Raw genomic sequence first — 14,936 nt, 5'->3', positions numbered from 1 at the left:
ATAAAAATATACCCTCAAGGAGGGATTTCAATTGGCAAACGTTTCTTCCTTTCAAAGAAAAATTGCTAAAATAAAAATAGGTATAGCTTCTCCTCAAAGTATATTGGAAGCATCAAATGGTGAAGTTAAAAAACCCGAAACTTTAAATCACAGAACAGGTAAACCTGAAAAGGATGGTTTATTCTGCGAAAAAATATTCGGTCCGGTAAAAGATTATGAATGTGCTTGTGGCAAGTATAAGGGGAAAAAATATGAAGGAACAGTATGTGAAAGATGTGGAGTAAAGGTAGAATCCAAAGAAGCTAGGAGAAGAAAGATAGGTCATATAGAGTTGGCGACACCTATTTCTCACATTTGGTATTTAAAGTCTTCCCCATCTATTCTTTCTATCATACTAAACATTGGTGTGAAAGATTTAGAAAATATCATTTATTATGGGTCAAAAAGAGTTATTGAAAGGGCTTATTTAACGCTTCCCGGACCTGAAAATGAAGATTTGGGATATCTACCCGGAGAAATATTGTATCAAAGGGAGTATGAAATATTCTCTGAATATTTAGATTTAAGAGTGGAACCTGCTGTAAAAATAGTTTCAGTTAAGGGTATGCCCATAGCCGATATAGATGGAACGGTAGAAATAAAGTCTGAATTAACACACACCGAAAGAGAATTGAACTGGATAATAATCAGAGATGATACGGGAGTTGAAAGGAAGTATCCCGTATTTGAAGGCTCATCAATAATGGTGGAAGAGGGACAGAAAGTTGAGAAAGGGACACCATTAGCAGATAGATTTTTGTTTGAAGAGGATTATCTTACCCAGAAGGAATATTCCTTGTTCTTAGAGTACTATCCGGGTTCCATAGAAGTTGAAAGAGATATTGAGCGTGATACGCCGATTGTAGTTATCACAGATATTGATAAAAGATTTGCAAAGAGGATAGGTAAAAGAATAGGTGATATCTTACTAGAAGATGAAGCAAGAGCCTACGAAGAAGTAATGAAGATACTAAATTCAAAGATTAAAGAAGAAAGAGAAAGAGTAATTGGCAAGGAATTGGTTTCAGAAATTGAGTTTCCCAAAAAGAAATTTGAAAGAGGCACAAAGATTACTCAAGATGTGTTAAACGAGCTTCAAGAATTTGGGGTAAAAGATTTAGTTGCAAAGGAAGAAGATGGGACAGAAAAGATATTTCAAATAAACAGATACGAAGAATTTGAAAATGGTTATGGTGCAGAAGCCATTCAAAAATTGTTGAGAAAGATCGATCTTGAAGTATTAAAAGCACGATTAGAATCCGAATTAGAAAAATTGGATCGGAAAAGTCAAAAAAGCGTAAAAATATTGAGAAGATTGAAACTAGTTAAGGATTTTATCAAATCTGGTAATCAACCTGAATGGGTAATTTCAAATATCATACCCGTTATACCACCAGATCTAAGGCCTTTGATACAAATTGATGGTGGAAGGTTTGCTGCGACCGATTTAAATGACTTATATAGAAAGGTAATAAATAGGAACAATCGTTTAAAAAAGCTTTTAGAAATGGAAGCGCCGGAAATTATCGTAAGGAATGAAAAAAGGATACTTCAACAAGCTGTGGATTCACTTTTCTATAATGGACGTGTTGGTAAACCAATGACCGATAGAAATAGAAGACCTTTAAGATCACTAACAGATTTATTGAAAGGTAAAAAAGGTAGATTTAGAAGAAACCTTTTGGGTAAGAGGGTTGACTACTCTGGTAGAGCTGTAATCGCAGTCGGACCTGATCTTAAGATACATGAATGTGGATTACCAAAAAAGATGGCTTTAGAACTGTTTAAACCTTTTGTTCTAGCCGAATTGTTGAAAGATTCAAATGTGGCAAGTAAAAGTGCCAGAAAATTCAAGAAAACTATAATAGAAAAAGAAATGCCTGAAGCCTGGGAAGTTTTAGAAGAGGTTATAAAAGGGCATCCTGTTCTCTTAAATAGAGCGCCTACCTTACACAGAATATCAATTCAAGCCTTCATTCCAAAACTAATAGAAGGTGATGCGATAAGGTTACATCCGTTGGTTTGCCCTCCGTTTAATGCAGATTTTGACGGTGATCAAATGGCTGTACACATTCCCCTTTCTAGTATAGCCCAAGCGGAGTCAAAGTTTTTAATGTTATCAAGGTATAATATTATCTCACCGGCTAACGGTAAACCTTTGTCTATGCCTGGAAAAGATATAATTGCAGGTGCATATTATTTAACCTTACATAAAGATGAGGAATTCGAAAATCTTAAGGTACCTACTAAGGTTTCTGAATTTGGAGAGAATGGATATGTTAGACACATATTCTCTGAAGATTTAGAAGCCACATATGCTTACGAGTACAAAAAAATAGTGGATTCTGATATTTATCTTCAAGATGGAGAATTGATATGGGAAAAATCTGATTTATCCCTTCACGAACCAATTGCGTTTAGATATAAAGACGGTAGTATCCTTAAAACAACTATCGGAAAAATAATTTTTAACGAAGAAGTACCAGAAGATTTAAGGAATTATTCACAAAAAATGGATAAAAAAAGCCTAAAAGAGTTGATATTTAACACTTTTGAAAAACATGGAATAGATAGAACTGCGGATCTTTTAGATAGTATTAAAGATTTTGGTTTTCATTATGCAACATTATCCGGATTAACGATATCTATTCGTGATGTATTAGTTTCTCCGAAAAGGGAAGAACTTATAGAAGAATCTAAGAACGAAGTTCTCAAAATCGAATCACTTTATGAAGAAGGTTATCTTACGGATAATGAAAGGTACAAGGAAATAATTAAAATTTGGGAAAACGCTACTGCCAAAGTTACATTAGAAACAGCGAAAACATATCGAAAATACACCTTCAATCCAATTTGGATGATGATTGAATCAGGAGCCAGAGGTAACATAGATCAATTGAAACAATTAGCCGGTATGAGAGGATTGATGGCTGATCCATCCGGTAAAATAATTGAAGTTCCTATCACTTCAAACTTTAAAAACGGATTATCAGAATTAGAATTTTTCACCTCAACACACGGTTCGAGAAAAGGATCAGCTGATACAGCTTTAAGGACATCAACAGCTGGTTACTTAACTAGAAGACTCGTAGACGTTGCGCAAAGTATGACAATCACAGAAGATGATTGTGGGACAGACAAAGGTATTGAAGCAAGAGAACTTTGGGCCGACGATTCAAAAATTGAGAACTTATCAGACTTCTTATTTGGTAGAGTTTTGGCTAAAGATGTTTTGGATCCTGAAACAAAGGAAATAATTTATAATCCTCAATCAGATAAAAAATATGAAAAAGGGATAATCTTAAAAGAAAAAGACGCCCAATTCTTGGCAAATTATGTAAAAGAAATTCCTGTATCGAAGGAAAAAACGATAAAAATTGAAGATATGTTAAAGGATTCATACTTAGAATCATTACAAGATGTACAAATAGAAGGTAAGGTATTAATCAGAAAAGGTGAAGAAGTTACAGAAGAAGCCATAGAAGAAGCACTCCTGCACGGTATACAATCTCTGAATGTGAAAGAATATAATGCAGTAGATTACGTTTACGCTGGGGAAGATCTTAAAGTCGAAGTTGATGGAAAAACTGTGACTTTACTTAAATATCAAGAAAAAATTGACTTAAAAGTTTCCAAAGTTCTAGAAAAACACGGAATAAAAAAGGTTGCTGTTAGACCATATATTTTCATTAGATCTCCTCTTACATGTGAGTCTGAAAATGGAATTTGTGCAAAATGTTATGGGATAGACCTTTCAAACTACAAATTAGTCAATATAGGAGAAGCTGTAGGAATAATTGCTGCACAATCTATAGGTGAACCTGGTACGCAGCTAACTATGAGGACTTTCCATACGGGAGGTATAGCTACCACTTCGGATATAACCCAAGGTCTTCCAAGAGCTGAAGAATTGTTTGAAGCAAGAAAAAAGACCAAAGGGCCTGAAGGTGAATTCTCAACGATAAAAGGTATAGTAAGAGCTATCGAGAGAGATATTGAGAACAAAAGAGGAAAAAGATTAAAGATAATAATAGAAAATTCAGATGGTGAATTAGAAAGTTATGAGGCTGACTATAGGACGAAAGCAGTTGTAGAAGTAGGAGATAAAGTATTACCCGGTCAAAGGTTAACGACGGGAAATATAAGACCCAGAAAAATACTCAAAGATTTGGGAGTAAGCGCTTTGGCAAGTTATTTGCTCAGTGAAATAAAGAAAATATATGCTGAGCAAGGTGTGGACATCCATGATAAACACTTTGAGATAATAATTAGACAGATGATCAACAAGGTGGAAATAATAGACGGTGGAGATACCGATTTCATGCCCGGAGATTTAGTCAGTTATGGTAAAGTGCAGAAAATTAACGAGGAAATATTGGAAGAAAACTCCTATATCAGTGAAAATAGAGAATTAGTTATCGGTAAAAAGTTGGCAAAGAGGGTTATAATCCCTTCCGAAGATGAAGAAGAGGAAGAAGATAAGATCTATGAACAGGGAACAGAAATCACCGAAGAAATTTTAAACCAAATTATCGAAACAAACATTAAAGAGGTTGAAGTATACGAAGAATATAAAGAAATCACAACCGAAGATGGGAAAGCTCATCTAGTAGGTACATCCAAAAAATATCTTATAAATCCTAAAGATACGATAAAATATGAACGTAGGTTGTTAAGAATCACGAAGGCTTCTTTAGAAAAAGAAGGATGGCTTTCTGCGGCTTCATTCCAGCAAACTGTACAAATACTAACAGAGGCAGCTATAGAAGGTAAAGTAGATAAATTGAAAGGATTAAAAGAAAATGTAATAGTAGGACAACCTATTCCAGCAGGAACAGGGTTGAAATTGTACGCAGAACAAAACTACGAAGTTGTTCAACCTGAAAAAGAAGCTGAAGTTGCACAAGAAAAATCTGTTGGGTAAAATAAAAATGGCTCAATAAAAATAACCGGTACTGTTTTTAAAAAACAGTACCGGCTTTTGTTTTATCTATTGGTTAGAAAAAGCGCTTAGCATATACATTCCTTGTGCGGTCATTTGTTGAATAGCTTGTTCCATAGCTGAAAACTGTGCATAATATTGTGCTTCTTTTCTTTGAAGCCTGTCTAATAGGTTGGTCATTTCCTTGGCGAGTCGTCTCATCTCGTTACCTATGGTGCCGTTGGTACCGGCAATTCGATCGATATAGCCATTGAACTTAGTTGCTTCATACAGATAATTCTGAATAGCTTGCGCATATCCATATTCTTTATTAGTCGTATCGTTTGTTGCGAACAATTTCCATACATCTTCAGCATTTGTATTCAAAACCTCTCTAAGTTTATCCTCATTTACGCTCAATAATCCTTTCATTGTATTCTCATAACCGACTCCAAAATCTCCTGAGGTTATGCCGATATCGAAAAGGGTATTATATTGAGAACCAGACTGTTCTATATTTACAGGTGAGTAAACCATATTTCTTAAATTATAAAAGATTTTCTCTAAGTTATTATCTCCTTTTAGCATCCCTTTCATATAGTCTTCTTCTGTCATTTCTTCTGGAGACTTATCGGTAACTTGGCCTTCATGTAATAAATCGTACACATAAGTAATCGTTTCATTGTACTTATCGACAAATTCTTTTATACTTTCAACACTCTTATCTATATCTTGTTCTATAGAAACTTTTACGTAACTACTCGAAGTCGATTTCAAATCGATTGTTGTACCGAAAACGTTCAACGTGTTTTCTGTTAAGTTGTCATAAGTGGTGATTGATGTACTTCCGTCAAAAGACAATTCAACCTGTCCCAAACTCCCTAAGGTTCTAACTGTATTATCATCGCCCAGAGCAGCTGTTCCGTTTAAATTCAGTTTTGAAATTAAGGTTTCACCATTAGAACCCGAAATGGCAGATACGCTAATATCAACGTTCCCATTTTCTTTGTTAACTAGGAAAAATTTACCGTTTGCATCATCAAATTTTGCTTGTACTCCTAAGGTTGAAGCATTTATTTTGTCTATAAGGTTTTGAATTGTTTCACTGTCTGAAACGGTTATAGTATCTGAATCTTCTCCTTTTGTGATGGTAAAAGTAGAATCACCTGCTGTGCCTATAACATCTACTATCTTTGAACTTTTTTTAATTGTTGGATCAATATTATCCCCCAAAAGAACGGTAGGAGAAGCCAAAGAATTAACTTTCAAGTAAAAAGTTGAATTATCAGCATCTGCAGGAGCTGTAGCAGTTAATACACTTTCGTCAGAAGAGGTGGCACTTTTTGGGATCAAATTACTCTTCAATTTGAAAGTGATCAGATAATCATAAAAATCCTCCAACTTATTGTCTACTTCCATCCAAAGTTTTTGTTTGTAAGTAAGAGTATCAAATTTTTCTTGAGCTCTATTTAAAGGTTGTTGCTCAATCTCCATTAATTTTTGGACCATTGCTTGGGTATCCATTCCCGAAACCGCGCCGGTTAATTGGAAGGTACCAACATAGGGATTAGTAGCCATTGTCTTCACTTCCTTTAAATTCTTTCTCACCTATTTATTATCGACTTATCTTAAGAAAACTTTAACCACTAAATAAGTCGTACAATTGGTTCATTTGATTAGTTCTACATTGAGGTTGTTGTATCCTAAAGGTGTTTTACATTTTTTGTGATATTATTTAATTAGGAAGTTTAGTAATAAAGGTTACGATATAAAAAGAGTTGAACCGTGTGAAGGGATGATACACATGATGATAATCAAAGGACAATTTAACGAGGCAAAGGTTTTTACAAATGAGTTGGAAGAAGAAGCGATAAGGCAAATTAAAGAATTGTGTGACCAAGAGTTCGTTAAAGGACTTAAGATTAGAATAATGCCTGATGCACATACGGGGGTAGGATGTGTAATTGGAACAACGATGACCATAAAAGATAAAATAGTTCCTAATTTAGTTGGAGTTGACATAGGCTGTGGAGTAGAAGTAGTTAAAATTGAGGAAAAACAGATAAACTTTGAAAAACTTGATGAAGTAATAAGGAAAGAAATCCCATCTGGTTTCAATATTCGTAAAAAGCCTCACCCATACGTCGAAAAAAGTCAGATATTAGAATTAAAATGTAGAGAATTCATAGATTTAGAACGAGCGATACTGAGCATAGGTACCTTAGGCGGAGGAAATCATTTCATTGAGGTAGACAGAGATGAATCAAATAATTTGTATATTGTTGTACATTCTGGAAGTAGGTATTTAGGGAAACAGGTTGCTGAATACTATCAGAATTTGGCTTATTCTATGTTAACGGGTCAACCACTCTCAAAGAGAAAAAAGAAGAAAAATAGATCAATCAAAAATATAGACATCCCTAAACACTTAGCGTATTTGGAAAAGGAAGAGTTCAACGATTACCTTTGGGATATGAAGATAACACAAAATTATGCATCACTCAACAGAAAAGCTATAACTGATATAATCATTCAACAAATGCAATTGAACGTTAGTAAAGGGTTCACTACCATCCATAACTATATAGACCTGGAAAAGATGATCTTGAGAAAAGGTGCCGTTTCTGCCAAACTTGGTGAAAAATTAATAATCCCTATAAATATGAAAGATGGTAGTTTGATATGTGTTGGTAAAGGAAATCCTGATTGGAACTTCTCAGCCCCACATGGTGCGGGAAGGGTAATGAGTAGAAAACAAGCTAAGAAAAGAATAACAATTGAAGAGTACAAAAATGCGATGAATGGCATTTATTCTACTTCTGTTAATGCTCAAACGATAGATGAAGCCCCAATGGTGTATAAGTCTCTAAAAGAAATAGAAGAAAACATACAAGATACCGTAGAAATTATAAAAAGAATAACTCCTTTATATAATTTTAAAGCCCCTTAACAATAAATCTATGCTATAATAATTAAGAACAGCAAAAAATATCTGATAAACGGAGGTAAGATATGACCGTTCTAAGTGGAATGAGAGCTACAGGAAAATTACACATAGGAAACTTTGTTACCTTAGAAAATTGGGTAGAGATTCAAAATAAATCAGACAAAAATTTTTTCTTCGTCGCTGATTGGCATGCTTTGACATCTCATTATGATACACCTGAGATAATACAACCTTCTACTTTCGATATAATAAGGCATTATATCGCAGTAGGGTTGGATCCTAAAAAAAGTGTTTTATTCGTTCAATCCGCCATCAAAGAACATGCCGAACTTTATTTAATTTTTAGTATGATAGCCTCGGTTTCACGATTAGAAAGAATTCCAACCTATAAGGAACAAATAAGTAACATATCCAATAAGGATTTAACTAACATAGGATTTTTAGGGTACCCCGTTTTACAAGCCGCAGATATTTTAATATATAAAGGGGATAGAGTTCCTGTTGGGGAAGATCAAATCTATCATCTAGAATTTACGCGAGAAATCGCAAGAAAGTTTAATATGAAGTACAAAGAAATATTTCCTGAACCACAACCGATCATTTCCAAAGTGCCGAAACTACCTGGCACAGATGGAAGGAAGATGTCTAAAAGCTATGGTAACGTTATAAACATAGAAACCAACGAGAAAGAGTTGAAAGAGAAAATTCTACCCATGATGACCGATCCAGCAAGGATAAGAAGAACCGATCCTGGAAATCCCGAAAAATGCCCCGTATGGGATTACCATAAGGCATTCACTAAATCTGAAGATGAAAAAGATTGGGTACGGAATGGTTGTACTACTGCTGGGATTGGGTGTGTTGACTGTAAAAAGTTGTTGATCAAAAATATGAAAGAAAGACTTGAACCAGTTTGGAATAAATTATCTTCTACTTCTGTAGAAGATGCAATAGAAATAGCTGAAGATGGAAACAAAAAGGCAAGAAAGGTTGCTAGCCAAACTATGCAAGAGGTTAGAGAGGCTTTACATTTCAGATGGTGAGGAGGATCAAATAATTAACTTTAACTATCTCGATATAAAATTAGACATATTCTCTGGCCCTTTTTTTAAACTCGTTGAATTAATAAAAGAAAAAAAGATTCCAGTTAGGAAAATATCTGTCAGTTACATCTCAGATATATTCGTTAATTACGTCAATGATAACTTCAATGACTTAAACTCCATAGGAGAATTTTTAGAATTAGCGTCTTATTTGACATTTTTGAAGTCCAAAGAGCTACTTCCCAATTCCAATAACGATAAAGAATTTAGAAAACATAGAGAGGTCATATATGAGGTTATTGAAAATTACGACGTTATCAAAAAAGCTCAAGAGATCATAAAAAAAGATTTTGGTGAAGATAAGAAAAAACCCGTTAGAGTAAAGAATAAGGCATCAATAGAAAAAGAAATCTTTGAAAATCAGTTGGTAAAGTTCTTTGATGATTACATTACAAAGCAAAAAAAGCTTGAAATTATCAGAGATACTTATCGTATAGAAGATGCGATAGGAATGCTTGAAAAAAAGGATGAATTTAATATTCTATATCTTTTCGAATATGCTCAACATAAAAAGATGAATTTTTTAGTAATGTTTTTAGCTTCCTTAATTTTGGTAAACCGTGGTTTTTTCAAATATGAAAAAGGCCTATTTATTAAACTTAGCTCGCAAGATCCTGGAAGTGAGTTGAATGGCTAAAGACAAAATAGATGTAGAAATTAGAATGATAGAAGCATTAATATTTTCAACTCCTAACGGTATATCTTTCAAAGAGATCTCCAAGCGTCTAAAGATAAAAGAAGAAGAATTGAGGCATTACTTAGAAGAAATAGAATTGCATTATATAGGTGACCAACACGGTGTGGAATTGATAAAAAACGGCAGCAAATACAGATTTGAAATAAAACCAGAAATAAAATCTATGATCTTTCCAAATCCTCGAAAATTTGAGTTAACACAAACTCAATTCGAAGTATTAGCGATTCTGTTTATGAATGGAGATAGCAGGGTTGTTGAAATAGAAAAAACTAGAGGTAAAAATAGTTATTATCAACTAAAGAAATTAATGGAATACGATCTGGTTAAAAAAAGTAAAAAGAAAAACCACAATTACTACCATCTTACCGAAAAATTTTACGAATTCTTACCCGATAAAACGTTGAAAAAATTGGAGGAAATGAAAAAGAATGAAGTTACAAAAGGCTCTTCAAATAATATCTCTGAGTAGAAGGCAGTCCTCAGAGTACATACTAAAAGAAGGTGTGAAAGTCAACAACAAATTGGTTAACGAGCCATGGTATGAATTAAAAGAAAATGATTTCATAGAATTTGACAATAAAAAATATTATCTTTCCGATCTACAAAAGAAAGCTGAAAACAAAGTTTATTACCTTTTGAACAAACCCAAAGGAATCTTGTGTACCTTCAAAGACGATTTTGGTAGAAAAACAGTAAATGATTTGCTGAAAGGAAAGATTGAAGAAAGAGTTTTTTACGTGGGCAGGCTTGACTACGATTCAAGCGGCCTTTTGCTTCTGACAAACGATGGTGACTTAGCCAATTATTTGTTAAGGCCTGAAAATAAGGTCACAAAGGTTTATGAAGTACTGATAAAAGGTACGCCTTCAAAAAAGGAATTGCAGAAGTTGGAAGAAGGTATCACACTTGAAACCGGATATAAAACGATGAAATCGAAGGTGAAAATTTTGAAAAAAGAAAAGGATCTATCACTCCTACAAATCAGTTTAAACGAAGGCAAAAAAAGGCAGATAAAACTCATGATAAAGGCTTTAGGTTATAAAGTTATAGAATTGAAAAGGATCAAGTTTGGGCCATGGAGTATCGAAGAAGTTCCTAAGCCTGGGGATATAAAATCCTTGAGGGGTGCAGAAGAGGTGAAAAATAGACTTTTATCAAACATTTCATAGTCAATATAAGAGGGGGAAAAAAACAATGAGGACGCATTAGCGTCCTCATTGGATGGGCCGAAATATCAATCATGATGTTTCGGGGGGATGGGTATTTTTATTATAGCTAATTATTATTAAGGCTCGTATTCAAAAAAATTAAATTATTTTGCATTTTCTTCTCATTTGGAAAGAAAGTGTCATCAATTTAATTTTAAAAATTTTAAAAAAGAATTAAACTTGAGAAAAATATGGTATAATTTGTTGATTCAAATAAATTACAGTTTTTTCAGGATTTCAAAAAATAAATTTTGGGGTGAGAAAAATGAAAAGGTTTTATTATGTATTTTTATTGTTAGTTGTAAGTATGTTCCTGTTCACATCCTGTGCACTTCAAGAGATCGAGATAAAAGCTGATCCCACTCTTCAAGTACCTATTGCAAAAGAAAGTATTACAATGTACGATTTAGTGGATACTGAAGATATTGTAATTAGTTTAAGTGAAAGTTTTGGTGAAGATGCCACCGTCACACACAAATCTGATAATCCCTTAACTTATGGGGTAGATTTGAAAATATTCGACGGTCAAGAAATTTTGGATGAGATTGCTCCTGGTCAAAGTGATTTTAGTTCGGTTCCTGCGGGGCCTTACGATTTAGTTACATCTGATGCTTCTTTAACGCTGGTATCTCTTGGTGGTACAACTTTTGGACCTTTGGAAGAAATTAGTCTTACAAGTCTTCCGGCAACTCTTGTAGTAACAGGAATTAGCGATCCATCCTATGTAACAATAGAAGCAACTTTGAGTACGTCTAGTACTTCAACTCTTATCTCTTCTGGAGAGGAATTTAACTTGGGACCTTTGTTTAATGAGTATTCTAAGATATATTTAGAGGAGATGACCATCACATTCAATTCATCACTTTCTCCTGATGATTCTCCAACTATAAAATTGTTAGTAGATATCCCTTTTGAATTCACGATAACCGAAGACCTAGAATTGTATACAAATAAAGATGAAGTAGGCGATGAGGATATCTTTGGCAGATCTGGTGAAGATTCTGATGATTTGAGTGATATACTCGATGGGATAGAATCATTTAAGCTTCACATGGATTACGACAACACGACGGGGCTCCACTTAAAGATGGAAGTCCAAGGATGGGATGTTGAAAAGAACCAACCTACTGAATCAGAACCTGTAACAAGGGAAATAACGGTTGGTGAAGGTAAAACTGTTGAATTTGATTTAACAGGTTTTATCGAAGATATGAAAAATACGGTTCCTTTCAATTTGGTATTCACAGTAAAACTCCCCCCGTCAGAGTATTCATTGAATATGGATGGTAGTTTAGATCTTAGCCTCTGGTTGGATCTTGATACAGACTTAGCAATACCGATTACTTCAAGGGCACAATAAAGGAGGGGAAGACTATGAAAAAATTGTTTATAATATTGCTAATAGTTTCTTCGGTTTCTTTGATCATTTTTTCAGAAGGATTGAGATCTTTTGATAGTAGTTTGAATCCGCTTTTGTTAGAATCAATAGGTAAAAGAAATTATTTTGAAATCGAAATTTCTCCCGATATAATGGTTTATCAAAACGCTTACAAAGTAGCGGATCTTTTACCAATGTTGACTGCTACAAAGTTTACCATTGATTTCGACGAAATATATACTTCTTTAGGTGGAGATGATTTATTCTTTATAACCAAAGATAACGTTGAAGGACACTTTGTAGTAAATATCTTTGATCTGGGTCTTGGAGTTGTATTCAGTGGTGATTTAAAAAGTGATTTAACGGTACCAAACGATTTGATAAAACTTATCGCCAATGGTAATGAAATAGATACAACTAATGAAGGCACGATACTCTTTAACTTAGATACATCTGTTAAAGCTGGAGTGTATGCTTCTTATAATTTTGATGGCATGTCGGTTGGGTTGGTTTACAACTTGTTCTTGCCGATAGTCTATACCGAGGAATCAAACGTTGGATACGAATTTTCTACAGATACAGAGGTAGGAACAACAACGGCGGAGTTGAACATGAAGGTTGATTTGTACTCTCCATTTGATAGTAATGAGCTTGAAAGTATAACATTTAACTCTCTAACAGATAAATTTTTGACCGATGCTGGCCATGCCATAGATGCAGGTGTAACCTTTGGTGAGATCAAAAAACCTGTTATGGGAATCGCGGTAAAAAACATAACGGTTAAACCTGCAAAGGTTTCTTACAAGATCCCTTATCAAGAAACAATTAGTATTTTGGGAGAAGATTCCAGTAGTTCAACACCTATGGAAGTTCAACCTGTAGATGAACAATATATATATCCAATGAGTGTTACCGGATTTTTTAGGATACCGGTAGTTTTGCTTGATATTATTCCATATGGAGAGTTCTATGTGGATGATCAAACGATCGACTGGGGTGTACAAGCCAGAACTTCTCTTTTCAATTTTATACCGTTGACAGTTGGAATTGAAAATTATTATGGTTACTGGAACACGTTTTTAGGTTTTGGGATAGATAGCAGAATTGTTGAAAGCAGAACAGAGTTATCCCTTACGGCAAAGGATCTTGATAAAATTTTCGATTTGAAGGGGTTTTCATTTAAATCAAGTTTTGCAATAGGGTTTTAAAAACAAATGTTTAAACAATTATAAAAAAGGGCGCTTAGCGCCCTTTTTTTGAAAGTATTTTGCTGAATGTAGTATAATAGAAAAGAATCAATAGAATTGAATTTTGTAGCGTACTAAGCAAAGGGGCTCTATCTATAAATCTTTCAGATTGTTTAAAGTCAGTAAATATCTAGTAACTATTGGGAGCAATATGAGTAGGCATATCTATAGGCTAAGGGGAATGAATTTGGATAAACTTATAGAACTTGCACAAATAGGGGACAACCAAGCCCTAGGCATAATTCTTGAAAAGTTTGAGCCTATGGTGAAATCTATTGTTGGGAAATATTATGGTACATGGTTGGAATTCGAAGACTTTTTACAAATAGGTTTGGTAGGTTTAATTCAAGCGGTATATAATTTCAGAAAAGATGCAAACGCTAAATTTTCAAGTTTTGCCTATATGAATATCTCTTCAGAGATTAAGTCTTTTGTCACCTACTTGAACAGAAATAAGCATAAAGTTTTAACAGAAGCTGTAAGTATGGAAAACACAGACGACGAATTTACAGAAAACGCCGATTATTACATTGAAAGTGTTGATACTGAAAAGAAGGATTTTCTCAAGGAATATTTTTTATCAAAGAGTCTTGAACAACTTGAATGCAACGAAAGGGAAATTGTTGAATTATGGATAGATGGATACTCATATCAAGAAATTGGGGATAAAATGGAAATAAATACAAAAAAGGTCGATAATACCATCCAAAAGATAAAAAAAGTTTTCGCAAGAAATATAGATGAATACAATAATATAGTGGAGATGTTTGGAGGAAAGTATGAGATTTAAGATAACTATCTTTGTTGTAAGTTTGGTAGCAATAGTTTTATCAATTGCGACAGAAATTAGGGTGATAGAACTTAGGAAGGATCTGCAAAGTCAATTCAATCGATTAAATTCAACGGTGAACGAAAAATTGGAGGCTCAAGAAAAGGAGATCACCCATCTCAATAGATATTTTGAGCCAGATGGTGTGGTTGAAAAATTCATAGTTTCAAACAATTTTTTAGAAAAAAAACTAAACGATCTGGATAAAATTATCACTAATTTAGATGAACCATCAGACGCCGGTTACATTCAAATATATATTATCGGTTCTACCGATGTATGGGTGGCGTTTAGAAATCCAGAAGGTAGATACATCTTTCAAGGAAATTTAAAGCCAGGATTGAATCCATATAAATTTTACTTTTTTAAAGGGCCTTCTATAGAAACTCAATATACTTACACACTCCCATTTAATGCTTCATTTAAGAGTGGAGTACCTGAAAATACCTTTTTCCTGATAAAAGAAACTGGTCAATACAGACTTATAAAACATCCTGACCAAGATATTTCGAACATAATGAAAGATTTAAATCTCTATATTCCGACTGTTACAGGGAAATAGTCAAT

Annotated in this window: 10 protein-coding genes and 2 pseudogenes; 11 read left to right on the top strand and 1 reads right to left on the bottom strand. The window is 33.9% G+C overall.

The features are described from left to right. Positions 1 to 31 precede the first annotated feature (31 nt). Positions 32 to 445 (top strand): annotated as a pseudogene (locus AA80_RS10435) (hypothetical protein); the annotation flags it as partial. Between the two features lie 786 nt (positions 446 to 1,231). Then, positions 1,232 to 4,963 (top strand): annotated as a pseudogene (locus tag AA80_RS02255) (DNA-directed RNA polymerase subunit beta'); the annotation flags it as partial. 66 nt (positions 4,964 to 5,029) lie between these two features. Here the strand turns inward: AA80_RS02255 and fliD are convergent. Continuing rightward, positions 5,030 to 6,538 carry a flagellar filament capping protein FliD gene (gene fliD / locus AA80_RS02250; protein ID WP_103876218.1) on the bottom strand — a complete coding sequence of 503 codons (1,509 nt, stop codon included), beginning with the start codon at positions 6,536 to 6,538 and terminating at the stop codon, positions 5,030 to 5,032. A 226-nt stretch (positions 6,539 to 6,764) separates the two neighbouring features. On the opposite strand from fliD, the gene AA80_RS02245 reads away from it, so the two are divergent. From AA80_RS02245 to AA80_RS02205, 9 genes are all read left to right on the top strand, one after another. Continuing rightward, a complete protein-coding gene (locus AA80_RS02245; protein WP_103876217.1) occupies positions 6,765 to 7,910 on the top strand; it encodes an RtcB family protein in 1,146 nt (381 codons plus the stop codon). 62 nt (positions 7,911 to 7,972) lie between these two features. Continuing rightward, a complete protein-coding gene (trpS, locus tag AA80_RS02240) occupies positions 7,973 to 8,950 on the top strand; it encodes a tryptophan--tRNA ligase (protein ID WP_103876216.1) in 978 nt (325 codons plus the stop codon). Next, positions 8,898 to 9,647, top strand: coding sequence for a segregation and condensation protein A (locus AA80_RS02235; protein ID WP_103876215.1), 750 nt, complete (start codon positions 8,898 to 8,900; stop codon positions 9,645 to 9,647). The genes trpS and AA80_RS02235 overlap by 53 nt, the downstream gene beginning before the upstream one ends. Continuing rightward, positions 9,640 to 10,176 carry an SMC-Scp complex subunit ScpB gene (locus AA80_RS02230; protein ID WP_103876214.1) on the top strand — a complete coding sequence of 179 codons (537 nt, stop codon included), beginning with the start codon at positions 9,640 to 9,642 and terminating at the stop codon, positions 10,174 to 10,176. Before AA80_RS02235 ends, AA80_RS02230 begins: the two co-directional genes overlap by 8 nt. Further along, positions 10,136 to 10,876, top strand: a complete 741-nt coding sequence (locus AA80_RS02225) for a pseudouridine synthase (protein ID WP_233186788.1) — start codon at positions 10,136 to 10,138, stop codon at positions 10,874 to 10,876. Before AA80_RS02230 ends, AA80_RS02225 begins: the two co-directional genes overlap by 41 nt. 304 nt (positions 10,877 to 11,180) lie before the next feature. Further along, the gene (locus AA80_RS02220; RefSeq protein ID WP_103876213.1) at positions 11,181 to 12,275 is read left to right on the top strand and encodes a hypothetical protein; all 1,095 of its coding nucleotides are present in this window, start codon (positions 11,181 to 11,183) and stop codon (positions 12,273 to 12,275) included. A 14-nt stretch (positions 12,276 to 12,289) separates the two neighbouring features. After that, complete coding sequence (locus tag AA80_RS02215) at positions 12,290 to 13,501, top strand: hypothetical protein (RefSeq protein ID WP_103876212.1); 1,212 nt, start codon at positions 12,290 to 12,292, stop codon at positions 13,499 to 13,501. Between the two features lie 220 nt (positions 13,502 to 13,721). Next, entirely contained in the window at positions 13,722 to 14,330 is a 609-nt protein-coding gene (locus tag AA80_RS02210; protein ID WP_233186787.1) for a sigma-70 family RNA polymerase sigma factor, read from the top strand. After that, positions 14,320 to 14,931: a hypothetical protein gene (locus AA80_RS02205; protein WP_103876210.1), complete on the top strand. Its 612-nt coding sequence runs from the start codon at positions 14,320 to 14,322 to the stop codon at positions 14,929 to 14,931. Before AA80_RS02210 ends, AA80_RS02205 begins: the two co-directional genes overlap by 11 nt. The last annotated feature ends 5 nt before the right edge of the window (positions 14,932 to 14,936 follow it).

This window comes from Petrotoga sibirica DSM 13575 (genome assembly GCF_002924625.1).
GTDB lineage: Bacteria > Thermotogota > Thermotogae > Petrotogales > Petrotogaceae > Petrotoga > Petrotoga sibirica.
The sequence above is the reverse complement of the archived record's forward strand: the minus strand, read 5'-3'. Positions and strand labels throughout refer to the sequence as shown.

What these genes read in the sequence shown, in the direction of transcription:
- trpS (WP_103876216.1), top strand. Translation starts at nt 7,973, where the DNA reads ATGACCGTTCTAAGTGGAATGAGAGCTACAGGAAAATTACACATAGGA.
- AA80_RS02220 (WP_103876213.1), top strand. Translation starts at nt 11,181, where the DNA reads ATGAAAAGGTTTTATTATGTATTTTTATTGTTAGTTGTAAGTATGTTC.
- AA80_RS02230 (WP_103876214.1), top strand. Translation starts at nt 9,640, where the DNA reads ATGGCTAAAGACAAAATAGATGTAGAAATTAGAATGATAGAAGCATTA.
- AA80_RS02215 (WP_103876212.1), top strand. Translation starts at nt 12,290, where the DNA reads ATGAAAAAATTGTTTATAATATTGCTAATAGTTTCTTCGGTTTCTTTG.
- fliD (WP_103876218.1), bottom strand. Translation starts at nt 6,538, where the DNA reads ATGGCTACTAATCCCTATGTTGGTACCTTCCAATTAACCGGCGCGGTT.
- AA80_RS02210 (WP_233186787.1), top strand. Translation starts at nt 13,722, where the DNA reads ATGAATTTGGATAAACTTATAGAACTTGCACAAATAGGGGACAACCAA.
- AA80_RS02225 (WP_233186788.1), top strand. Translation starts at nt 10,136, where the DNA reads ATGAAGTTACAAAAGGCTCTTCAAATAATATCTCTGAGTAGAAGGCAG.
- AA80_RS02205 (WP_103876210.1), top strand. Translation starts at nt 14,320, where the DNA reads ATGAGATTTAAGATAACTATCTTTGTTGTAAGTTTGGTAGCAATAGTT.
- AA80_RS02245 (WP_103876217.1), top strand. Translation starts at nt 6,765, where the DNA reads ATGATGATAATCAAAGGACAATTTAACGAGGCAAAGGTTTTTACAAAT.